Source organism: Bacillus sp. AFS040349, from assembly GCF_002577655.1.
In the GTDB taxonomy this organism is placed as follows: Bacteria; Bacillota; Bacilli; order Bacillales; family Bacillaceae; genus Metabacillus.
In genome coordinates, this window is the sequence record NZ_NUMC01000105.1 from 26,050 (window position 1) to 47,274 (window position 21,225).

Below are 21,225 nucleotides of genomic sequence, written 5' to 3' on the forward strand. Positions count from 1 at the left end.
GTTTTTACCCAAGAAAAGAACATATTTTTTACAATGAATAAAAAAAACCGATTTACATGAAATCGGTCTCTCCCAACTTTGATCTATTATGAAAAATGTTTTCTTATCACATTTAATGCATAGTCTTTTGCAATTAAGTTACCATATTCCTCAAGTCGATGAATGGTTACTCTTGATTCTTGTCCATATTCAAGTAGAATACTCAATGTATTCTCAATTTCCTCATCACTCACTTCGTCTTCAAACTCAACAAATAAATAGTAATTTTGGTCGAGTGAGAATAAGTGATTCGTCATTCCTGAAAGAGATGAATACTTAGACAAAGAAATAATATTTTCTAAATCATTAAACTTTAAGACAAACTGAAGCTGTTGTTCCAATTCTTCAATTTGATCTTCCTGTGAATCATTCGACTTATTAAAATGATGATCTAACAATGATTCTATATTTTCATCCACCGGGATTTCTTTAAGTTTATCGTCAGAAATAGGAAGCTCTAGCTTTTGTCCGTCTTTAGACACTTGAGCTTTCGTTACGATTACCTCAAGCCCTTTATCTAGTGCTTGAACTTGGATCCAAAGTGGACCTTCAACCATAAATTCTTCTTCTTCATGAACTTCATCCATCATTTCCCAGAAAAGTTCCTCACTTCGATCACGGTTATACCAGATTTCATCGCGATCAAAACCACGCTCTTCTATATCTAAATATGAGATATAAAACTTTACAGTATTCTCGTTTATACGTTCAATCTCCATTACTCAACCTTCCCTTCTATATAAGATGTTGAAGGGACAACCCCCCTCAGGGTAGTTGTACTTTACTACACTTTACCCAAATTTTCAACTATTTAACCGTGGGTAAAGGGAAAGTGTAAATATCCTCCAAAAAAAGCTAGAAAATCTTCACACTAGTGCTTTAGAACCTTCAATTATGAAAGAATCTTGTACTCCTATTTTATGATAAAAAGTACTTAAATGAAATAAAAAAACTCCGAATTTTCAAAAACAGTTATTTTACCTATATGATTCTACAAGCATATCTTATGAATGTTTTCATATAATTGTACGAGCATTAGAAAAGCGAAAGGCGCTAAGTTTTCGGCGACAAGCATAAGGGGAATAGGAATGGAAGGTGTTCTCTGCCTTCAATTCCTATTTGACTTATGACCTCGAGGCAGTCAAAAACGCGATGTCAATCGCAATGACTGCACTTGCACGTCCTGTGCTTCGACGATGGCGCCTGAAGCTAGACACCAAAAAAAATTACAAACTTCTATACTTTTTCTGCTGAAAAGAGGGTATTAACTATGGAACAAGATTTTCTTTTATCACTTCTCATGATCATAGGTATCGATCTAGTACTTGGTGCTGACAACGCTGTAGTCATTGCTTTAGCCTGTCGTAACTTACCCGTTTTGCAACGAAATAAAGCAATCATTTTAGGAACCATGCTCGCAATTGTATTTCGAATTTTCATTACTTTAATAGCTGTTTATTTGTTGAAAATACCTTTTTTACAACTGGTTGGCGGGGTTTTCCTACTTTATATTGCCTACAATTTGATTGCAGGTAAAGAAGATGACACAAGCAAAATCAAAAGTCATCCGTCACTATGGAGAGCCATCAAAACAATCGTTATTGCTGATTTATTAATGGGATTTGATAATGTTTTAGCAGTTGCTGGAGCAGCACAGGGTCATATGTTACTAGTAGCAATGGGGTTATTTATTTCAATACCTATTATTATTTGGGGAAGTAAAATAATCCTCGTCCTATTAACAAAGTATCCATTCCTTGTTTATATTGGTGGCGGTCTGCTTGCCTTTACTTCAGGGAAAATGATTGTAGAAGAACCGAAACTACAGGGAATCTTCTATTCACACCCAATGCTTGAAATGAGCATACCTTATATGACAGCCTCATTTATTATATTAGCAGGTGTTCTGTACCACCAAATGATCAACTTTCAGACTGCTCGCAAGGATTAACAAAGATTCACTAAATAATATAACAAACAAAGAGGCAAATGATTTGCCTCTTCAGTTTTCATATTTAATTAACTAAGCGCTGTGCTTCTTGTAGTTGATATGTGCGAACACGGCGTGGAAGAAAACGACGGATTTCATCTTCATTATATCCAACTTGTAATCTCTTCTCATCGATTATAATCGGACGGCGAAGAAGTCCTGGATTTTCTTGAATTAAATTATATAAATCTTGTAAAGGCATAGTTTCTAAGTTGATATTTAGCTTTTGAAAGATTTTAGAACGAGTAGAAATAATTTCATCCGTTCCATCCTCTGTCATTCTTAAAATTTCTTTAATTTCTTGAATGCTTAAAGGCTCAGAAAAAATATTTCTTTCAACATATGCAATTTCGTGCTCTTCTAACCATGCTTTTGCTTTTCTACATGAAGTACAACTAGGTGATGTATACAATGTAACCATGAACATTCACTCCTCTAAATATAGAATGAGTTAAAACTAAAACGTCTATATAATTAAAATTACTTTAAATAAGAATTACTAAATTGATTATACTATAAAAAAGTAAGTATGGATATAGATATTACGTTAAAAGTATGACAAAACGATTACAATCCTTAAAAAAGCTAGGAAAACTCTTGATATGTAGTGACTTAATATGGATAAGTTGTAATTATATCCATCCATATAAGTCAGAAAACCCATTCTCAATTAACTTAACTCATCGAAAATGTTATGTTTATTTTCCTCATCCATTGATAATACTTCATGAACAGGTTGATAAGATTCACCATATAATTCTTTATCTTTAAATGTATGAATAAGTTTATATGTTCTTTGCATTGCCTGAAATATTGTTTCCTCTGATTCATCATTTGGAGCCCAGTAAAGAATCTCTAATTTATTTACTTCATTTGTTGCAAGAGATCTTCTTTCATATCCGATTGTATTAGCATGTTTAAACCCTTGTCTTTGATAAAACTTAAGCCTTTTTGCTGTATCGGTATCTTCATAATTCACCGGTTCAACTTCGAGGATAATTGGTTTGTTTTTTTTCTTTAATTTATCAATTAGTTTGCTGCCTAGACCTTCTCCTCTTGCATCTTTTGATACAAATAGGTAATCAATGAAGATAAAATCATCTAGCTCAGCATACATCAAGACATGCTTTTTTCCTTCATCTTTATGGTAAATGTCACCTTTTTCTTCTAGTAAGGCCTCTATGTGATCTTTAGACTTCATCTCTTCGATGGGAAAATACTGATTTAACTTTTCATACCAGTTCATTTTTCTGCTCCTATCACCATTTAATAAATTCTCCCATAATTATCTATACCCTTCTTTTTTTTTATTAAACATATAAATTGTAGAACCTAACCTTCTGTACCCCTTTGTTAGTGTATGCATTTATGTAGATGTCGAATATAGGAAAAAATTTTTTAGCGAATGATGGTTGATTTGTACTTATTGAAGATTAAAGGACCAGCAAATCAATTCCATGTGGTTTAATTCAAGGACAAACCTACATATAAACAAAAAAAGACCATCAAACAGTCTACAATTTGATGGTCTTTTCATATTACATTATTGTGCCCTAGATAACGTAACCTATCTAGGCAGTCTCTCGATAATTATTTAGTACCATTTTCTTTTTGGTATTTTTCAAATTCAGCTTTTGAACACATAACAAAGTGTCCTGGCTTTACTTCTCTGAATTCAACCTCTTCGTCAGGTTTATAATTGTGCTGACTTGGGTCATAGGTTTTTCTCACACGAGTGCGTTCATAATCTGGATCCGGTAGAGGGATTGCAGATAATAAAGACTGTGTGTAAGGATGAATTGGGTTATTATATAGCTCATCAGCTGTTGCTAGCTCAACTAGTCTACCGAAATACATAACCCCAATACGGTCGCTTATATATTTAACCATTGATAAATCATGGGCAATAAATAAGTATGTTAATCCTTTATCCTTTTGAAGCTTTTTCATTAAGTTTACAACCTGAGCTTGAATAGATACGTCCAAAGCAGAGATCGGCTCATCGGCAATGATGAAATCAGGATCAACTGCTAGAGCGCGAGCAATTCCGATACGCTGACGTTGTCCACCACTGAATTCATGTGGATAACGGTTAGCATGCTCACGGTTTAAACCAACCGTTTCTAAAAGCTCGTAAACCTTTTCCATACGCTCTTTTTTCGTTTTAGCAAGACCATGAATGTCAATTCCTTCAGCAATAACATCAGAAACTTTCATACGTGGATTTAACGATGCATATGGATCTTGGAAAATCATCTGCATTTTACGGTTAAAAGCTTTTAATTCTTCTTTTGATTTCTTTCCATGAACGTTGACGCCATCATAAAGAACCTCTCCACCAGTCGCATCGTACAATCGAATAATTGTACGACCTGTTGTAGATTTTCCACAACCGGATTCCCCTACAAGACCAAGTGTTTCTCCTTTATAAATATCAAAAGAGATATTATCAACAGCCTTTACTTCATTCGGCTTATCAACATTAAAATATTGCTTCAAATTCTTAATTTCAAGTAATTTCTTTTCTGCCATTTATTTTCCCTCCTTGTTTCCAGGGAACTGACGTCTACGGCGTTGAACAGCTATAGGTGGCTCAACTTTAGGCGCATCTGGGTGCAACAACCATGTTGCAGCATAATGTGTAGGTGATACTTGATACATCGGTGGCTGTTGTTCTAAATCAATTTGCATAGCATATTCATTACGAGCAGCAAATGCATCACCAACAGGTGGATTTAAAAGGTCAGGTGGTGTACCTGGGATTGCATATAATTCTGCGTCTTCTGAATCAAGACTTGGCATTGAACTGATAAGTCCCCATGTGTATGGATGCTGTGGATTATAAAATACTTCATCCACTGTCCCAATCTCCACAATTTTTCCTCCATACATTACAGCCACTCGGTCAGCAACATTTGCTACTACACCAAGGTCATGAGTGATGAAAACTATGGACGTATCAATTTTCTTTTGAAGATCCTTCATTAATTCAAGTATTTGTGCTTGAATTGTAACATCTAGAGCAGTTGTCGGCTCATCGGCAATCAAAACCTTTGGATTACAAGCTAGAGCAATTGCAATTACTACCCTTTGTCTCATACCACCTGAAAATTGGTGAGGATATTGGTTGAAACGCTCTTCTGGTTGCGGAATTCCTACTAAACGTAATAAATCTATTGCACGTTCTCTTGCTGCCGATTTACTTAGGTTTTGGTGCTTTGTAATCGGCTCCACAATTTGTTTTCCAACCTTCATTGTTGGATTTAACGATGTCATTGGATCTTGAAAGATCATTGAAATATCTTTACCACGAATTTTTTGCATTGCTTTATTAGGAAGCTTTGCTAAATCTTTTCCATCAAATAAAATTTCACCTTTTTTAATTTCTGAATTAGATTCAGGTAAAAGGCGCATAATTGATTTTGTTGTAACTGATTTTCCTGATCCGGATTCACCAACGATTGCAAGAGTTTCCCCTTTGAATAGGTCAAAGTTTACACCTCGAATCGCCTGAACCTCTCCTCCAAATGTGTGGAAGGAAATGTGTAGATCCTTCACTTCTAATATTTTTTCCATGAACTATTCACCTACCTTTTAGTCGCGCATTTTTGGATCTAATGCATCACGTAGTCCGTCAGCAATCATGTTGAAACATACCATAATTAAACTGATGACAATCGCTGGGAACAACATTTGATAAGGATATAAACGTAATGTTCTAAAACCAGAATCAATTAATGTTCCTAAAGATGCTAAAGGATCTTGTAATCCCAATCCAATAAAGCTTAAGAATGCTTCGAAAAAGATTGCACTTGGAATCGTAAACATTGTATTGATAATAATGACTCCCACTAAGTTAGGAAGTAAATGTTTTAAAATGATTTTTGAATGACCGGCACCTAATGTACGTGATGCTAAAACGAACTCTTGGTTCTTAAACTTAAGAACTTGACCACGAACAACCCTCGCCATACCTACCCAACCTGTAATGGTCAAGGCAATTGTAATCGATACTATACCTGGTTCGAGCACTATGATCATCAAGATAACAACAACGAGGTTCGGAATACCTACTAATATCTCAATTATACGTTGCATAACAGTATCAACTTTGCCGCCAAAGTAACCCGAAATGGCACCATAAGCGACACCAATAATCATATCAATCACTGCAGCTAATACAGCAATATATAATGATACTTGAGTACCCTTCCAAACACGCGTGAAAATATCACGCCCAAGGCTATCTGTGCCAAACCAATAATATTCTTCTGTTGCATTCTTTAATTCATATGCGTTGTATTCTTCGCCATTCTTTTTTGTAAGTGTACCATCAAAAGGAAGCCAGCTAATATCTTCTAGGCCTTGTACTCTTGGTGGTAAGTTTGCATGTGTTGCAGTTTGAGTACTGTAATCATAATCATTTAAGAAAGGTCCAACTAAAGAAAGAATAGTTAACAAGATAAGTACAACCAAGCTTATAATAGCGGCAGTATTTTTTCTTACACGTAACCATGCATCCTGCCAATAAGTCAAACTGGGCTTTGAAATTTCTTCACTAGCTGAAGCATCAATATTAGCGGGTTGAAACAATTCTTTTGAAATTTCTTTTTCATGCTGTGACATTACTTCTTACCTCCCGCTAAACGAATTCGTGGATCAATTAGACCGTACAATAAGTCAACAACTAAGATAACGACAATAAACAATGCAGCGAATAAAATGGTTGTTCCCATAATAACTGGGTAGTCATTAACGTTAACTGATTTAACAAATTGTTCCCCTAATCCAGGAATACCAAAGATTTGTTCAATTACTAATGATCCTGTCATTAAACTTACTGTTAATGGCCCTAATACTGTAATAACAGGAATTAACGCATTACGTAAACCATGTTTAAAGGCAACCTCGAAAGCGGAAGCTCCTTTTGCTTTAGCAAGGGTAATATAATCAGAACCTAAAACCTCAATCATTTCTGTTCTCATGAAACGAGCAGCAATTGAAATCGGGAACATGGATAAAGCAATCGTAGGTAGAACTGTATATTCTGGCCCACGCCAGAAAGCTACAGGAAACCACCCTAATTTAACTCCGATATAATATTGAAGTAAACCAGCAAATACGAAAGAAGGAATCGACTTACCTATAACGGCTATAAATGTAGCGCTATAATCAACCCATGTATTTTGGCGGAGCGCCCCAATTACTCCAAGAATAATACCAATAATTGTTCCAAATAGCATAGCCTGGAAACCTAATAAAGCAGATGGTCCAATACGATCCATTAAAATATCTGTTACATTGGCATTATTGAATTGGAAAGATACACCTAAATCACCTTTTGCTAAATTTGCCATATACGTTAAGTACTGTACCGGCACAGGCTCATCCAATCCATACTTGTCTTTCATGATTGTTAACTGTGCTTCTGATAACTTACCTGCATTAGTAAAGGGAGTACCAGGGATTAATTTCATGAGGAAAAAAGTAAATGTGGCAATTAAAATCAGGGTAACGAGCATATAAAATACACGCTGGGAAATATACTTAACCATCAATAAGCACCTCCTAAGAAAACTAAATTTTCAACATTTTTCGACAATTCTTATACAGGGAAAAAGAGAGTATATCACCTATACTCTCTTCAACCCGTTAAATTATACCGACTTTAGGCCTTTTCGTAAACTATAAGACACCGACTCCCCAGGTGGTATTTTCACCCATTAAGAAAGAAGTATAGTATTACTGGATAAAATTATTTAATTTTAACCCACTTATAGCTGTACTCAGGACCAATAAAGTGATATGTGAAGCCTTCTACTTTATCTGCTACAAGAACGTTTGATGAACGTTGGTAAACCGGTGCAAGTGCTGCATCTTCTTCAAGAAGAATTTTCTCTGCTTGTTGAAGTGCTTCAAAGCGCTTAGCAGGCTCAGTAGCATAAGTGTATTGAGCATCTTCTAACAATTTGTCATATTGCTCGTTAGAATACGCCATTTTGTTGTTTCCACCTTCAGTGATCCATAAATCAGAGAAAGAAATCGCATCTTGATAGTCTGGACCCCATCCAGCAAATTGTAAATCATAATCCATTTTCACGTCACGGTCTAAACGTACGCTGAATGGAACAGATTGAACATCAACAGTTAAACCTGGAAGGTTTTTCTCTAATTGATCTTTAATATAAGCATCTGTTTTCTTAGAAGTTTCAGTGTCTCCACCAAGGTATACTAATTCAACAGAGTCAGTACCAAGTTCTTTTAAACCTTGCTCCCAAAGCTTTTTAGCTTCTTCAACATTGTAAGTTAAAAGATCGCCATTTGCTTCACGGAAATCTTCACCAGTGTCAGGGTGGTTAACGAAACCAGCTGGAACTGCATAGTTTGCAGGTACAGAACCGTTATTTAAAATGCTTGTTGCTAAATCTTCTTTGTTAAACGCAGTTGCAATCGCACGACGAATGTTTTCGTTTGCTAATGCTTCATTTTGTTGATTCATTTTGATCCAGAAGATTGTTGGCTCTAACCATTTAACAAGGTTAGGGTCACCTTCATATTGTGGTACGATATCTGATGCTAATTTACCAGTGATATCTGCTTCGCCAGTTTCGTAAGCGTTAGCAGAAGCTTGTGGATCTTTTAATACGTTGTATTGAATTGTTTCTAAAGATACTGTTTCAGCATCCCAATACTCAGTATTTTTTTCCATTGTCCATTCTGTAGCAGTTGTTCCACCCCAGTTTGTCATAACAAATGGACCATTATAAACTAATGTATCTTGAGAAGTTGCATATTTATCGCCTTGCTCCTCAACAAACTTTCTGTTTTGAGGATAGAAAGTACCAAATGCCATTAAAGATTCGAAATATGGTACTGGTTTTTCTAGAGTAATTTCAAGAGTTTTTTCGTCAATAGCTTTAACACCTAAAGTGTTAAGATCTACTTCTTTACCTGCCGCAGCAGCTTCAGTAATTTCTTTTGCTCCTTTGATTTTTCCTTCCATCATGTAAGGACCATAAGGAGAAGCAGTTGCTGGGTCAATCGCACGTTGCCATGCAAATACGAAGTCATCTGCCGTAACAGCATCTCCGTTTGACCATTTAGCATCTTTTAATTTAACAGTGTAAACAAGTCCATCTTCACTAACTTCCGGCTCACCATCAGCCATACCAGGAACAGGATTTTGATCTTGGTCTAAACGGTATAACCCTTCCATAGTATTAGCTAAAGCTGTAAAACTCGCAGAGTCTTGTGCCATAACGCTATCCATAGATGGAATTTCAGATGTTTCTAAAACCTTTAGTTCTTGCGCTACTGTTTCTTCAGCCGTATCTTTGTCGCCTTCAGTCTCAGTAGTTGTGTCACCACCGCCGTTACATGCTGCTAAGAACATGCTAAGTACTAGCGATAATGCTAAAAGTAGAAAAAATTTCGACTTTTTCACAAATTTGACCTCCCTTTTTTTAATACAAGTTTGCTTTACAGAGATTATTATACAAGTATTCAAACAATTGTGCATTTACTTTTTTAATAAAATTTACAGAAATGCAATAATAGTAAAGAAAATCGAATAAAAAATAGGTACATATACCTATGTATTTCATAAGAATTTTCTTAATCTTTTTAACATTTTTTGTAACAACACTTTAACGCGTTGACTTGTAAAGGGTTACATTATCTCACACACTTTTTTGGAGAATGTGTAAATTTTTTAATTTAACTTTTAACATTTTTCATGAAAATTTCTACTAATACTTTGTCTACTATAATAATTTCTCGACTTTTTCCCTTCCCCCTTTCTTCTGATATAATAATCGTTATGAAATTGTAGAAAAGAGTGAAGAACATGCCCGATAAAAAATCGTTTACGCTTGTTATTGTGTCTTTAATTTTGTCAATCTTACTATCGTTTTTTATTTACCAGAAATTGACGTTGCTTTCATTTATTAATATTTCTTTTTTCTTTGGAGCTGGCTTGCTTTTTATTGCCTTCTTAACACTTACTGTTAAAGGGGGATTCTTTGATGGAATAACATATGGATTTAGAAGAATGTTTGTATCAAAAGGAAAAGAATTATCAAAGCAAGAGGTAGATGAAATGACTCCTGTTTCGGAGCTGCTCACATTTAACCACTCCCCGTTTTTAATTAGTGGGATTATCGTAACTGTGATTATGACCCTAGCAACAATCCTTTATTATTTATAGAAACCATTTGCAAAGAAGAAAATCTTTACTTATAATAAGGAAAAAATAATTGGCTTTGAAAAAGAGTAGTACATATTAGGAGCATTTAAAGAGAGCCTGTGGCTGGTGGAAACAGGTAATGACCGATATGGAATGGACTTTTGAGCTTCTGTACAGAAAGTTAGTACGTACAGACGTTTTCTGCGTTAAAGATTAAGTGATTTCTACTATAGAAATAAGTAGGGTGGCACCGCGGTCCATCGTCCCTATCAATGGGACGAGTGGGCCTTTTTGTATGTTCCAAAAGAAGTGTGGCCAGCTTATCAAATACATGTTCACTATTTAGGAGGAAAACAAATGAAAACAATTTTTTCAGGAATTCAGCCTAGCGGCTCAGTAACGTTAGGAAATTACATTGGGGCATTACGACAATTTGTTGATTTACAGGATGAATACAATTGTTATTTTTGTATAGTCGATCAACATGCAATTACTGTTCCTCAGGATCGATTAGCTCTTCGTAAAAACATTCGTAGTCTCGCAGCCCTTTACCTTGCTGTTGGGCTTGACCCAGAAAAAGTAACATTATTTATTCAATCAGAGGTTCCTGCCCATGCCCAAGCTGGATGGATGTTACAATGTGTTGCCTATATCGGCGAACTTGAAAGAATGACTCAATTCAAGGACAAATCTCATGGGAAAGAAGCAGTTGTTGCTGGATTGCTCACATATCCACCACTAATGGCAGGAGATATTCTTTTATATAATACAGACCTAGTCCCAGTTGGTGAGGATCAAAAGCAGCATCTGGAATTAACAAGAGATATAGCGGAGCGCTTTAATAAGAAATACAACGATATTTTCACCGTTCCGGAAGTTCGTATTCCAAAAGTAGGTGCCCGTGTAATGTCACTCGCCGATCCTACAAAAAAAATGAGTAAATCAGATCCGAATCAAAAAGCATTTATTACTTTATTAGACGACCCAAAACAAATTGAGAAAAAGATTAAAAGTGCAGTAACGGATTCAGAAGGTATCGTCAAATATGATAAAGAAAATAAACCAGGTATCTCTAACTTATTATCAATTTATTGCATCTTTACGAATGAATCAATTGAAGAAATTGAAGCTCGTTACGAAGGAAAAGGATACGGAGACTTTAAAGCGGATGTTGCAAATGTAGTAGTTAATACACTTACACCTATTCAGGAAAAATACCATCAATTAATGGAATCAGAAGAATTAGATCAGATATTAGACAGAGGTGCGGAAAAGGCAAATGCCGTTGCAAGCAAAATGATTAAGAAAATGGAGAATGCAATGGGACTTGGTCGTAAGCGAAAATAAACATAAATGAAAAAACGATGTGTAAATGTTTTGGTTACATTCTCACATCGTTTTTTTATATGTAGCTCGTCCACTTTAATTAACTTTTGATTCATGTTCCATATCCCAGAGCTTCTCAAAGAAAGGTTGTCCTTTAATTAATCGCTCACATAACTGGATATGCTTTGGAGACCATCCATGTATCGTTTCTTCATATAATTGTCTCCATACTTCATCAAACTCTCGTTGCTGGATATCCTCATATTTCGTTGGATTCCATTCAGTATACCAATACTTTACCTCTGCGGCATTTTTAGTTGCTTGTAACTGATCAAGTGCCATAAATAATAATTGCTTTAATTGGCGCTCTTTTCTTGTTAACCCTCTCATATGTTGAGGTGCTAACGATAAAATGTGATATTCTTTTTCATCTTCTTCACTTAACATTTCAATTGAATACTCTTCAGGCTCAATATCCTTTACCATTTCAAATACTAGTTGTTCCTGTCTTGGAATGATTCGGCTTTTGCGAATAGGAATTGTATAACCAATTGTGTCAACTGCAAGAATACCAATTCCATCTGTAACAACAAAACAATAATCCAACTGTATTCTTTCATGATTTTTACGAATATAAGCCTTTTGGAAAATATCTTTTAGTAGACCAGGTGGTAACTCCGCTAAGTTGTTTTCTATGTAGTCAAAAAGTAAGGAATTAACCTTTAATAGGGGAACCTGATCAAGAAGTTCAACACTGTCATCCTTTCTCCATTCATGAAAATGACAGACGTTGTACCCGTTCTCTTCACCTTCAAACCAATTTACCCAAACATCATGAAGAAATAACATTTTTTGACCCCTCACTTCAGTACCATTTGTCAAACAGTATAGGCAAATTTTAGATAAATTATTCCAATCATTGAAGAATATGCTTGATTTTATTATGCAAGGTTGTCCTACTTAAAATATATGTTGTGAATTGTAAGAGAATGTTACTTTTCACAACATTAAAGGGTTTTTTATTCAATAAAATCCTCAGCTTTAATCCCTAAAAGTGCTTTTGTCGCCTTGTTCGTTTTCTCCATATAATTCTTCACTAGATGATAACCTACTGCATACCCTAGCATTTTGGGATAAAAACCAGTTCCAAACATAAGCTGTGTAAACTTTTGATCTTGCCGAGTCGTTTTTTTCTGGGGCAAAATTATTCTTTCTAAGAAACGATCGCATTGATCAGGATGATAAAGCTTCGTCCATTCTGCTACCGCCTCTTCACCGAGTTTTTCACGAACGGCATTTTCTGCTAATCCTTCCATTATCATTGTATCTATAATCGTAAAATCCTTTTCAGGTTTTGTAATAGCTGCCAAACGACAAACATGATGATATTCATGAGTTAGCAATGACTTTATATCTTCTTTTTTCACATCTTGTGATAAAAATAAAAATAACTTATCATGAAAAGCTAATCCAGATCGGCCTCTATACTCCATCTCTATTTTCCTGTTATGAACATCAACTGGAAACACAAAAATAGGGACACTAGGTCCGTTCCATTCGCTTTTTAACTTCTTTTTTTCATCATTGATGAAATGTAATAGTCGTTTATCCTTTATAACATCAATCCAATCCTGGCTAGCTGGAGATCTTTTATACATACCAAAAGAATGGAGATAGTTTGAAATGTCCCGTGCATTTATTTTAGAGAAGTAAGGTGTTAGTTTCTCACAAATTTCATATTGGTTTGGGGTTGTTTCTAACCACTCTGTAGTATTAATAACACTCATTTTGTTTCATCACTCCTTCCCTCTTTAGTTTATGAATTGAAGGAAGGACTGTTCTTACTTTTGGAGATTACGGGGATATCAATATGCAAAAAGCCAAATCAAATTTGATTTGGCTTTTTTATGTTATGCTTGATATTTTTTAAAGATAATCGTAGCATTGTGGCCACCGAAACCTAATGAGTTGCTCAATGCTGTATTGATTTCTTGTTTACGTGCTTCGTTTGGAACATAGTCCAGGTCACAATCAGGATCTGGAGTTTGTAAATTGATTGTTGGTGGTAGAATTCCTTCTTTAATAGCGAGAATACTAAAAATAGCTTCTACACCACCAGCAGCACCTAATAGATGTCCAGTCATTGACTTAGTTGAACTGATTGCAAGCTTATTCGCGTGTTCACCGAATACTTCCTTAATAGCTAATGTTTCAAACTTATCATTATAAGGAGTACTTGTACCATGTGCATTAATATAATCAATTTCATTTGCGTTTAGGCCACTGCGTTCAATTGCCATTTTCATTGCTCTTGAACCACCTTCACCGTTTGGAGCAGGTGCTGTAATATGATAAGCATCACCCGTTGCGCCATACCCAACAATTTCAGCATAAATAGTTGCACCACGTGCTAGCGCATGCTCTAATTCTTCAAGAACAATAATCCCAGCACCTTCCCCCATAACAAAGCCATCGCGATCTTTATCAAATGGACGGCTTGCTGTTTTAGGATCTGGATTTGTAGATAATGCCTTGTTCGCAGTAAAGCCTGCAAATGACATTTCAGTTAAAGGAGCCTCTGCCCCACCAGTGATCATCACATCCGCTTCTCCACGCTCGATAACACGGTAAGCATCTCCAATAGAATTTGTTCCGGTTGCACAAGCTGTTACTGTACAAGAGTTAAATCCTTTGGCACCTAATGCGATTGAAACCTGACCTGTAGCCATATCAGGTATTAGCATCGGTACGAAAAATGGACTAACACGTCTTGGTCCCTTTTCTAATAACGTTCTATATTGCTGTTCAAATGTTTCCATTCCGCCAATACCAGAACCAATCCAAACTCCAACACGTGGAGCGATTTCGTCTGTTATTTCTAAATTCGCATCCTTTACAGCCATAAATGATGCTGCAACAGCATATTGTGTGAAACGATCCATTTTACGCGCTTCTTTTTTATCCATAAATTGCTCAACATCAAAATCCTTCAATTCTGCAGCAACTTTAGCTGGATATGGTTCAGAATCAATTCTTGTTATTGGACCAACTCCTGATACTCCATTGATCGCATTTTGCCACGATGTTTGCACATCATTCCCAATTGGAGTTAAAGCTCCTAACCCAGTTACCACTACTCGCTTTTTTTCCATAATGATGACACCTCACCTTTGAGAGAATTTATTTATTTAATTGTTTCTATTGTTGTTCGACATATTTCGGGGAGTGACAGGCACTCCAACACCCGTCCCGGGCACCTACTTACCCCAACGAAGAGCAATTGCTCCCCATGTTAGTCCGCCGCCGAAGCCTACCATAACAATTAGGTCTCCGTCTTTAATCTTTCCTGCTTCTAGTTCTTCTACTAGAGAAATAGGGATAGATGCAGCAGAAGTGTTGCCATATTTGTTAACTGTTTTAGACATTTTTTCTTCAGGTAACTCAAGACGTTCACGAGCTGCTTCCATGATACGGATATTTGCTTGGTGTGGGATTAAGAAATCAACATCTTCTTTTGTTAATCCTGCTTTTTCCAAAACGTTAACACTAGACTCGCCCATTTGCCTTACAGCAAACTTAAACACTTCACGGCCATTCATGATGATATATTCATCTTGATATAAGTGCTTTCCACCTGTTCCATCAGCCCCTAGCTCAAAGGATAATATCCCTTTTCCTTCACTAACAGGTCCAATGACAGCCGCTCCAGCTCCATCCCCGAAAAGTACCGCTGTATTACGATCATCCCAATCTGTAATTTTCGAAAGCTTCTCAACACCTACAACTAATACATGCTTATAAGCTCCGGATTCAATAAACTGTTTAGCTGTAACCATCCCATACATAAAACCAGCACATGCTGCACTAATATCCATTGCCGCAGCTTTCTTTGCTCCTAATGATTCCTGTAGCATACATGCTACAGATGGAAAGGGCTGATCTGGTGTTACTGTCGCAACCAAAATTAAATCTAAATCTTCAGCTGCAATACCAGCATCCTTTAATGCTTTCTCTGCAGCAAATTTAGCCATATGAGAAGTATCAACTGAATCATCAGCAATGCGACGTTCCTCAATTCCCGTTCTCGTTCTTATCCATTCATCTGATGTATCCATGATTTTCTCTAAATCAGCATTTGTAACAACTTTTTCAGGTGTGTATCGTCCGATACCAATAATCCCTGCGTTCATTTGTGCAGCCCCTTTATCTTTTAATAAATAGTAAAAAAGTGAATTTATTTTATTTAAATTTATATCAAATGTTATGACTTGGTACTAATTTTATCTTATTCAAAAATTTTTTTCAATATGAATGTTTTGGTTCACGAGTCTAGAACCCGTCTTGATCACATTCATAAAATATTACTACCTGGACCCGACACTAAACTTTCTAAGGAGGTGTTAAGATGGAATATAATGAAACATTTTCTGAAGAAACCTCTCATGATTTAGATGATCAAATAACCAAAGCCGATGAAAACAAAGAGAAGAACACCGTTTCAACAGATAAATTCACTCAACTCATGTTCGGAAATAGAGTTCCAAAAAGACTTCAACATTCCTTGCATCAAGAAGAAGAACAAGAAAACAAAAAAGAAGATGTAAACTATTTTACTTTAATGGGGCAAATAGATGATATTATGGTTTCTCTTGAAAACCTTAAACCAGTTTTAAAGGAATTATCCCCTATTATGGATTTTTTAAAAAAGAAGAAATGATTTTCTAAACAAGAAAAAGCTGCCAATGGCAGCTTTTATTGTGCATCCTTCTTTCCTAATTCGTACGCTTCTCCCATAACCTTCGTAAATAACTCAAGCATAGGTTGAATTGTTTCCATCGATAAGTCAATCCCTGAACCTTCTAATTTTTGCTTAGCCTCAGGTAAATATTTCATTGCAATCTGCATAAATTCCATCGTTTTTGGATGCTGTTCCATTCTTACTCACTCCTTCTTATTCTCTAGTATTATCATATAATGCATGATCTTGTATGTATAGAAACATGCTTACAATTGATTAGGTAAGAGCCCACTTTCCTTGTATTCCTCAATAGATTCTTGAAGATCTGTTTGAAAGCTTTTTTCCACTAAGGGGCTAAATTTCCCCATTGAGATAACACCATCTTGGAAATCATAAAATAATTCTCCACTTTCTAGTTCTCCGCTATCAAAACTTTTTGCAACAAGCTCATATAAAACATCCACATGTTGAACTGTACTTGTGAGAACTGTTCCTTTCCCTAAATCAGATTGATCGGATACAAATCCAATTGCATACAAGCCCTCTTCCTTTAGACGCTCAATGACGGAAATATTATAACCATCTCCTGCAACATAAACAATGTCTACTCCTTCAGCAATCATTGCATCCAACAGGGTCATAGCTGTCGTGACATCATTCCAATCTTGTACATATTGAATATCAATATTTACATTTTCATTTTGGAAATATGCCCCTTCAAAAAAACCATCAATTTCAGGCTGCCATTCAAATGCGGCTAATACACCAACCTTATCATTATTCGTCATTTCACCAGCAACCATTCCACCAAAAAAGCCCATTGCATGTGATTCAAAGTTTAAGCTTGTGACATTTTCTCCAGAAGCTTCCCCATTGAATAGAACGAAATGAATATCAGGATAATCTTTACAAATCGTATTGAAAAAAGCCGCATATTCACTACCATGACCAAAAATCAGATTAACATCCTTTTCTTGAAATTCGTCAATAGCAGAACGAATACTAACTTCATCATTCATTCCTTCTTTATAAAAAACATCCACGCCTAGTTCAGACTGAATCTTCAGCAGCCCCTTGTACCCTTTTGTTCCCCATACTTTATCATCTATTGTATCGGGTACAAGTAAACCTACTTTCTCCAGTTTTCCTGAAGCTACGGGTTGTCCACAACCAAAAAGCGAAAAAAGAAGGATAAAGACAAAACCAAACTTTATGTACATGGCAACCCCTCCCTTATTTCTAGTTTACTGCCTTTATTTTATATCTTCCATATTTAATTGTACAATAAGATTCTACTTCAGTTTATAAATATCTTGGAATCTTATAATAGTATCAAGCTGTTGCTCTAAGCCTTTTTCAATTGAAGTAGAAGAATGTAAAACTTGTTTCTCAAATACTTCATCCATCTTTGAAGAGGTTTCATTCATTTTTATCTCAACTGAAAAAGAGTTAGTTTCAACATCATTCAGCTCACTTACAAAGGAATACATCTTTCCCTGTTGAAGTTCATCCATATATGTCCAAACTGCATTTGTTGCATCTTCTATATACATAATGGGCTCCTCAATATTTAATGACGTTTGTTTATTGTCTATATAAGCTAACAAGTGCTGATGAATTTTTTCTTCCTCAGGCTGAAAAGGGCCATAAAGACTTGGAAATAACAAAACAGAATAATGATCAAGCTCCTCAGAAAGGTAGCCTAGCCCTGTTTCAATGAAAGGGTTTTTATCTTTATTAGGATGAATGACATTTGACCCTATTAGAAGAAACTGGGTTTTATGTTTCTTAGCTAATTGTATGGCGTGTATAAATTCTTCCTTTTCAAAATCCTTTTCTACCATGTCAAAGCAAAACAGAATAACATCTGCCTGATCTTCTTCAGTTAAATGACGTGAGGAAAACTTCGCTTGAAAAAAAGCGTTTCTTCCTATTAACATAAGTCGTTCATTTAGTAAGTTTTTTTGGTCATCTCTATTTGGTTCAGTAAATATTCCTGTTACTTCTACCCCTTCTTCAAGAAACTTTTCAATAAGTGAAAAACCAATATAAGAATGTGCTCCAAATACCATAACAGAATTAACCATAACATTACCTCCTTAGTAGGCGTTATAACCAAAATATGCGGGAGAACAGGTTAATAGAACTTTAAATCAAATTAAGGTGCCTTCTCTCTCACGAAAAAAGCGCCTCTTAAGATAAAGACGCCTTAAAGATTTCATCATAATATCTTCTCATTTTCTTTGTAAAACCGAATGATCGATTGATTCGTTCGATAAGGATTATCACCTAAATGGTAAATTAATTGAATTGGAGAACCTGCCTCTTTCCTTAATTCTTCAAACCGTTTACTATGATGATGATGAACATAAGTACTGCTATTCATTCTTTGCCAAATTCTTACTGGAACTTGTGAATTTATAGTAGTAAGATTTGGTAAATCAAGTCTAGGGACCTTCTTCTGGTCAGCCCCATAAGCTTCAGCAATTTCTTTTATTAATCTTTTATAAAAAAACTTATGCTCTTTTTCATTTTCTAAATGGGCTTGGAGGTCAAGGCAAGGATTCATCATGGCTACAGAGCGAATCTTATCTGGTATTTCATTCATTAATTGCAATCCAGTTAACCCACCCATACCGTCGACTAACAGATGGATACGTTGATTTAAAATTTCTTTCTTCATTACAAGATGATAAAGCTGTTTTGCCATAGTAACTGACCTAGGACTTCCCCAATGGTTTCCAAATAAATTAGAGTGAAAAAGGGTATATCCTTTGTTCATCAACTCGGAAATTAATTGATTACGTCCATAATGCTGATGCCAAAAACTCGATGTTCCATCAACAAAATCTGATCGATCACCGATGATAAATATTCCAAACCCATTCGGCTTTGTTGGTAAATGGATTACATTCCATTCCGTTTCAATTTGAAAAAAACGCTCCGATATACTCATCACTTGCCCACCACCTTTCTCTTTTGTGACTTTTCTATTCTTTATAATGTATGTCTTAACATACAAAAAGAATGGGACTGTATCACTATTCGTGTAAATATAGACGATTCCAACCCTCTTCAACCTTTTTATAAGTAATTTGTTTTATTATTTCATGCAGGATTTGTAGAGTTTATGAACAATTAAAAAAGGTTCTTTTATTATTGAAAGATATTGTGATAATATATAGTAAGAATTCGTCTGGAAATAGAGGTGAACGATATGCGTTTCTTTTGGACATTTTTTTGGACTTTTTTATTAATACATATGGCGTCATATGTAGTTAACTCTATGACAGGTGGTCATTATGACTTTATGGTTGCAACGGTACTTGCTGTGATTGCAACCGTTGTCATCTTTGTCATTGCGGAATTAATTCCTAGCGAGCCAGTTCCAAACCATGACCATCATTAAATGATTCGACTAAAAGACAAAAAACCCTACTTAGAAGTAGGGTTTTTTGTTTCATTGAAAGCTAAATCCTTAAGGCTTTCTTTTATATGTCCATTGACGATTATGGTTGGCTGTTTCTGGGAAACGATCTCCCGCTTTTAATTTAATTTGACCAGGGTTTTTTACGTTGTCCCCTGATTCACCTATTTCTACATACATTCCATTGTTAGGTGCTTTTTGACCAGCTCTAAAACGATGTTGTTGGCCCATTTTAACTCCTCCTCCCTTGCTTACTCATAGTATCTCCACTAGGACCAAATTTCATGAGTTCAGAAAAGTTCTTTACAGGATTCCAAACCTGTAGTTAAATGGTAAAGGATTGTAAATCTTATGAACGGAGGATGTTAAATTGGATCTATTTTTAATCATAAAATACTTCTTATTAGGGGTATTTCAAGGTTTTACGGAACCAATCCCCATTTCTTCAAGTGGACATTTAGTCTTTGCCCAGCATTTTCTTGGCCTTGAAATTGAAGGATTATCATTTGAATTGTTAGTTAACGCAGCTTCTTTAATAGCTGTTTTAATGATATACCGTGAAGATTTAGTAAGATTAACTGTAAATGGGTTAAAATACATATCAACAAAAGACAAGCATAGCAAAAATGACTTTCAATTTATCATTTATCTTATAATCGCAACGATCCCAGCAGGAGTCATTGGTATCCTATTTGATGATGTGATTTCAAAGCACCTAAAACACATTCAAATAACAGCCATTACCCTGATTATCACAGGAATTGCATTATGGACAATTCGTAACCTACGCGGGAGAAAAAATGATGGAGATCTTACTTTTAAAGATGCTCTTATTGTGGGATTTGCTCAAGCAATTGCGCTAATTCCTGGAATTAGTCGATCAGGTGCTACAATTGTTGCAGCGATGGCTTTGGGTATGAAGCAGGAAACAGCTTTAAAGTTTTCTTTCCTACTTTTTATCCCAGTTAGCTTCGGGGGAATGATTTTAAGTATCACGGATTTAATGGATGATCCAAATTTAGACACCTTACTTATCCCTTATATTATTGCGTTTATTGCAGCGCTTATTACTTCTTATTTCTCACTGAAATGGTTTATGAATATTATGGCTAAAGGAAATTTAAAATACTTTTCTTTTTATTGTTTTGTGGTTGGGATTGCGGTTTTATTGTTTGCATAGAGAGATTTAAAAGCGTGGAGGGCGACCTTGCGCTTTTTTTGTTTTCATTATAGGAGTTGTAATTATAGTTGTACCGAACCTGGACAAGGCGGCATTTAAAGCGAGTTGGGATAGTCTTTGCTTGTGAGGCCCGATTTTGTGCAGTATCGAGACTCATTTCTCTGCTTTCTTCCTTTTTCTGTCCCGATTCTCGCAGTATCGAGACTCATTTCTCTGCTCCCTACCTGTTTCTGTCCCGATTCTCGCAGTATTGAGACTCATTCCTCTGCCCCTACCTGTTTCTGTCCCGCTTCTCGCAGTATCGAGACTTATTTCTCTGCTCCCTACCTGTTTCTGTCCC

General features: G+C 35.7%; 24 protein-coding genes, 1 pseudogene and 1 other annotated feature. Of the genes and pseudogenes, 6 read left to right on the plus strand and 19 right to left on the minus strand.

The window, feature by feature from the left end; translation table 11 throughout:
* Positions 1 to 86 precede the first annotated feature (86 nt).
* Positions 87 to 758, minus strand: a complete 672-nt coding sequence (mecA, locus tag COD11_RS20335) for an adaptor protein MecA (protein ID WP_098798695.1) — start codon at positions 756 to 758, stop codon at positions 87 to 89.
* Between the two features lie 5 nt (positions 759 to 763).
* Positions 764 to 846 (minus strand): annotated as a pseudogene (locus COD11_RS28240) (hypothetical protein); the annotation flags it as partial.
* A 463-nt stretch (positions 847 to 1,309) separates the two neighbouring features.
* On the opposite strand from COD11_RS28240, the gene COD11_RS20340 reads away from it, so the two are divergent.
* Positions 1,310 to 1,990, plus strand: coding sequence for a TerC family protein (locus COD11_RS20340; protein WP_098798696.1), 681 nt, complete (start codon positions 1,310 to 1,312; stop codon positions 1,988 to 1,990).
* Positions 1,991 to 2,054: 64 nt separating this feature from the next.
* On the opposite strand, the gene spxA is transcribed toward COD11_RS20340, so the two are convergent.
* The 7 genes from spxA to COD11_RS20375 all read right to left on the minus strand — a co-directional run bounded on the left by spxA (position 2,055) and on the right by COD11_RS20375 (position 9,473).
* A complete protein-coding gene (spxA, locus tag COD11_RS20345) occupies positions 2,055 to 2,450 on the minus strand; it encodes a transcriptional regulator SpxA (protein WP_098798697.1) in 396 nt (131 codons plus the stop codon).
* A 249-nt stretch (positions 2,451 to 2,699) separates the two neighbouring features.
* Complete coding sequence (locus COD11_RS20350) at positions 2,700 to 3,275, minus strand: GNAT family N-acetyltransferase (RefSeq protein ID WP_098798698.1); 576 nt, start codon at positions 3,273 to 3,275, stop codon at positions 2,700 to 2,702.
* 344 nt (positions 3,276 to 3,619) lie between these two features.
* Positions 3,620 to 4,561, minus strand: coding sequence for an ABC transporter ATP-binding protein (locus COD11_RS20355; RefSeq protein ID WP_098798699.1), 942 nt, complete (start codon positions 4,559 to 4,561; stop codon positions 3,620 to 3,622).
* A complete protein-coding gene (locus COD11_RS20360) occupies positions 4,562 to 5,605 on the minus strand; it encodes an ABC transporter ATP-binding protein (protein WP_098798700.1) in 1,044 nt (347 codons plus the stop codon). It lies immediately after the preceding gene.
* Between the two features lie 18 nt (positions 5,606 to 5,623).
* The gene (gene opp3C, locus COD11_RS20365; RefSeq protein WP_098798701.1) at positions 5,624 to 6,655 is read right to left on the minus strand and encodes an oligopeptide ABC transporter permease; all 1,032 of its coding nucleotides are present in this window, start codon (positions 6,653 to 6,655) and stop codon (positions 5,624 to 5,626) included.
* Positions 6,655 to 7,584, minus strand: a complete 930-nt coding sequence (gene opp3b / locus COD11_RS20370) for an oligopeptide ABC transporter permease (protein ID WP_098798702.1) — start codon at positions 7,582 to 7,584, stop codon at positions 6,655 to 6,657. The genes opp3C and opp3b overlap by 1 nt, the downstream gene beginning before the upstream one ends.
* Before the next feature lie 200 nt (positions 7,585 to 7,784).
* The gene (locus tag COD11_RS20375; RefSeq protein ID WP_098798703.1) at positions 7,785 to 9,473 is read right to left on the minus strand and encodes a peptide ABC transporter substrate-binding protein; all 1,689 of its coding nucleotides are present in this window, start codon (positions 9,471 to 9,473) and stop codon (positions 7,785 to 7,787) included.
* 402 nt (positions 9,474 to 9,875) lie between these two features.
* Here COD11_RS20375 and COD11_RS20380 point away from each other — a divergent pair, with 402 nt between their 5' ends.
* A complete protein-coding gene (locus tag COD11_RS20380; protein WP_098798704.1) occupies positions 9,876 to 10,235 on the plus strand; it encodes a DUF3899 domain-containing protein in 360 nt (119 codons plus the stop codon).
* A 46-nt stretch (positions 10,236 to 10,281) separates the two neighbouring features.
* Positions 10,282 to 10,485, plus strand: a binding site (T-box leader).
* A gap of 86 nt (positions 10,486 to 10,571) precedes the next feature.
* Positions 10,572 to 11,561: a tryptophan--tRNA ligase gene (gene trpS / locus COD11_RS20385; RefSeq protein ID WP_098798705.1), complete on the plus strand. Its 990-nt coding sequence runs from the start codon at positions 10,572 to 10,574 to the stop codon at positions 11,559 to 11,561.
* A 75-nt stretch (positions 11,562 to 11,636) separates the two neighbouring features.
* On the opposite strand, the gene COD11_RS20390 is transcribed toward trpS, so the two are convergent.
* From COD11_RS20390 to COD11_RS20405, 4 genes are all read right to left on the minus strand, one after another.
* Positions 11,637 to 12,389, minus strand: coding sequence for a YjbA family protein (locus tag COD11_RS20390; protein ID WP_098798706.1), 753 nt, complete (start codon positions 12,387 to 12,389; stop codon positions 11,637 to 11,639).
* 170 nt (positions 12,390 to 12,559) lie between these two features.
* Entirely contained in the window at positions 12,560 to 13,327 is a 768-nt protein-coding gene (locus tag COD11_RS20395) for a DUF2268 domain-containing putative Zn-dependent protease (protein WP_098798707.1), read from the minus strand.
* Between the two features lie 123 nt (positions 13,328 to 13,450).
* On the minus strand, positions 13,451 to 14,692 hold the full coding sequence (gene fabF, locus COD11_RS20400; RefSeq protein WP_098798708.1) for a beta-ketoacyl-ACP synthase II: 1,242 nt from the start codon (positions 14,690 to 14,692) through the stop codon (positions 13,451 to 13,453).
* A 105-nt stretch (positions 14,693 to 14,797) separates the two neighbouring features.
* Positions 14,798 to 15,730, minus strand: coding sequence for a beta-ketoacyl-ACP synthase III (locus COD11_RS20405; protein ID WP_098798709.1), 933 nt, complete (start codon positions 15,728 to 15,730; stop codon positions 14,798 to 14,800).
* Between the two features lie 215 nt (positions 15,731 to 15,945).
* Between COD11_RS20405 and COD11_RS20410 the strand changes: the two genes are divergently transcribed.
* Positions 15,946 to 16,257 carry a hypothetical protein gene (locus tag COD11_RS20410; protein WP_098798710.1) on the plus strand — a complete coding sequence of 104 codons (312 nt, stop codon included), beginning with the start codon at positions 15,946 to 15,948 and terminating at the stop codon, positions 16,255 to 16,257.
* A gap of 35 nt (positions 16,258 to 16,292) precedes the next feature.
* Here COD11_RS20410 and COD11_RS20415 read toward each other — a convergent pair whose 3' ends face one another.
* From COD11_RS20415 to COD11_RS20430, 4 genes are all read right to left on the minus strand, one after another.
* The gene (locus tag COD11_RS20415; protein ID WP_098798711.1) at positions 16,293 to 16,475 is read right to left on the minus strand and encodes a ComZ family protein; all 183 of its coding nucleotides are present in this window, start codon (positions 16,473 to 16,475) and stop codon (positions 16,293 to 16,295) included.
* A gap of 69 nt (positions 16,476 to 16,544) precedes the next feature.
* Positions 16,545 to 17,498 (minus strand): BMP family ABC transporter substrate-binding protein, encoded by a 954-nt coding sequence (locus COD11_RS20420; protein WP_098798712.1) that lies wholly within the window; start codon positions 17,496 to 17,498, stop codon positions 16,545 to 16,547.
* A gap of 72 nt (positions 17,499 to 17,570) precedes the next feature.
* A complete protein-coding gene (locus tag COD11_RS20425) occupies positions 17,571 to 18,365 on the minus strand; it encodes an NAD(P)-dependent oxidoreductase (RefSeq protein WP_098798713.1) in 795 nt (264 codons plus the stop codon).
* Positions 18,366 to 18,499: 134 nt separating this feature from the next.
* Entirely contained in the window at positions 18,500 to 19,234 is a 735-nt protein-coding gene (locus COD11_RS20430) for a hypothetical protein (RefSeq protein WP_098798714.1), read from the minus strand.
* 261 nt (positions 19,235 to 19,495) lie between these two features.
* Here COD11_RS20430 and COD11_RS20435 point away from each other — a divergent pair, with 261 nt between their 5' ends.
* On the plus strand, positions 19,496 to 19,687 hold the full coding sequence (locus tag COD11_RS20435) for a DUF2929 family protein (RefSeq protein ID WP_098798715.1): 192 nt from the start codon (positions 19,496 to 19,498) through the stop codon (positions 19,685 to 19,687).
* 69 nt (positions 19,688 to 19,756) lie between these two features.
* Here the strand turns inward: COD11_RS20435 and COD11_RS20440 are convergent, their stop codons facing one another.
* Positions 19,757 to 19,936: a YjzC family protein gene (locus COD11_RS20440; protein ID WP_098798716.1), complete on the minus strand. Its 180-nt coding sequence runs from the start codon at positions 19,934 to 19,936 to the stop codon at positions 19,757 to 19,759.
* Positions 19,937 to 20,075: 139 nt separating this feature from the next.
* Between COD11_RS20440 and COD11_RS20445 the strand changes: the two genes are divergently transcribed.
* Positions 20,076 to 20,885 carry an undecaprenyl-diphosphate phosphatase gene (locus tag COD11_RS20445; protein ID WP_098798717.1) on the plus strand — a complete coding sequence of 270 codons (810 nt, stop codon included), beginning with the start codon at positions 20,076 to 20,078 and terminating at the stop codon, positions 20,883 to 20,885.
* A 153-nt stretch (positions 20,886 to 21,038) separates the two neighbouring features.
* Here the strand turns inward: COD11_RS20445 and COD11_RS27275 are convergent.
* A partial coding sequence (locus COD11_RS27275) for a hypothetical protein (protein WP_218012748.1) occupies positions 21,039 to 21,225 on the minus strand: 187 nt, incomplete at its 5' end.

Bases quoted from the DNA above. Each gene is read 5' to 3' on its own strand.
- mecA (WP_098798695.1), bottom strand. From the start codon at position 758: ATGGAGATTGAACGTATAAACGAGAATACTGTAAAGTTTTATATCTCA.
- COD11_RS20340 (WP_098798696.1), top strand. From the start codon at position 1,310: ATGGAACAAGATTTTCTTTTATCACTTCTCATGATCATAGGTATCGAT.
- spxA (WP_098798697.1), bottom strand. From the start codon at position 2,450: ATGGTTACATTGTATACATCACCTAGTTGTACTTCATGTAGAAAAGCA.
- COD11_RS20350 (WP_098798698.1), bottom strand. From the start codon at position 3,275: ATGAACTGGTATGAAAAGTTAAATCAGTATTTTCCCATCGAAGAGATG.
- COD11_RS20355 (WP_098798699.1), bottom strand. From the start codon at position 4,561: ATGGCAGAAAAGAAATTACTTGAAATTAAGAATTTGAAGCAATATTTT.
- COD11_RS20360 (WP_098798700.1), bottom strand. From the start codon at position 5,605: ATGGAAAAAATATTAGAAGTGAAGGATCTACACATTTCCTTCCACACA.
- opp3C (WP_098798701.1), bottom strand. From the start codon at position 6,655: ATGTCACAGCATGAAAAAGAAATTTCAAAAGAATTGTTTCAACCCGCT.
- opp3b (WP_098798702.1), bottom strand. From the start codon at position 7,584: ATGGTTAAGTATATTTCCCAGCGTGTATTTTATATGCTCGTTACCCTG.
- COD11_RS20380 (WP_098798704.1), top strand. From the start codon at position 9,876: ATGCCCGATAAAAAATCGTTTACGCTTGTTATTGTGTCTTTAATTTTG.
- trpS (WP_098798705.1), top strand. From the start codon at position 10,572: ATGAAAACAATTTTTTCAGGAATTCAGCCTAGCGGCTCAGTAACGTTA.
- COD11_RS20390 (WP_098798706.1), bottom strand. From the start codon at position 12,389: ATGTTATTTCTTCATGATGTTTGGGTAAATTGGTTTGAAGGTGAAGAG.
- COD11_RS20395 (WP_098798707.1), bottom strand. From the start codon at position 13,327: ATGAGTGTTATTAATACTACAGAGTGGTTAGAAACAACCCCAAACCAA.
- fabF (WP_098798708.1), bottom strand. From the start codon at position 14,692: ATGGAAAAAAAGCGAGTAGTGGTAACTGGGTTAGGAGCTTTAACTCCA.
- COD11_RS20405 (WP_098798709.1), bottom strand. From the start codon at position 15,730: ATGAACGCAGGGATTATTGGTATCGGACGATACACACCTGAAAAAGTT.
- COD11_RS20410 (WP_098798710.1), top strand. From the start codon at position 15,946: ATGGAATATAATGAAACATTTTCTGAAGAAACCTCTCATGATTTAGAT.
- COD11_RS20415 (WP_098798711.1), bottom strand. From the start codon at position 16,475: ATGGAACAGCATCCAAAAACGATGGAATTTATGCAGATTGCAATGAAA.
- COD11_RS20420 (WP_098798712.1), bottom strand. From the start codon at position 17,498: ATGTACATAAAGTTTGGTTTTGTCTTTATCCTTCTTTTTTCGCTTTTT.
- COD11_RS20425 (WP_098798713.1), bottom strand. From the start codon at position 18,365: ATGGTTAATTCTGTTATGGTATTTGGAGCACATTCTTATATTGGTTTT.
- COD11_RS20430 (WP_098798714.1), bottom strand. From the start codon at position 19,234: ATGAGTATATCGGAGCGTTTTTTTCAAATTGAAACGGAATGGAATGTA.
- COD11_RS20435 (WP_098798715.1), top strand. From the start codon at position 19,496: ATGCGTTTCTTTTGGACATTTTTTTGGACTTTTTTATTAATACATATG.
- COD11_RS20440 (WP_098798716.1), bottom strand. From the start codon at position 19,936: ATGGGCCAACAACATCGTTTTAGAGCTGGTCAAAAAGCACCTAACAAT.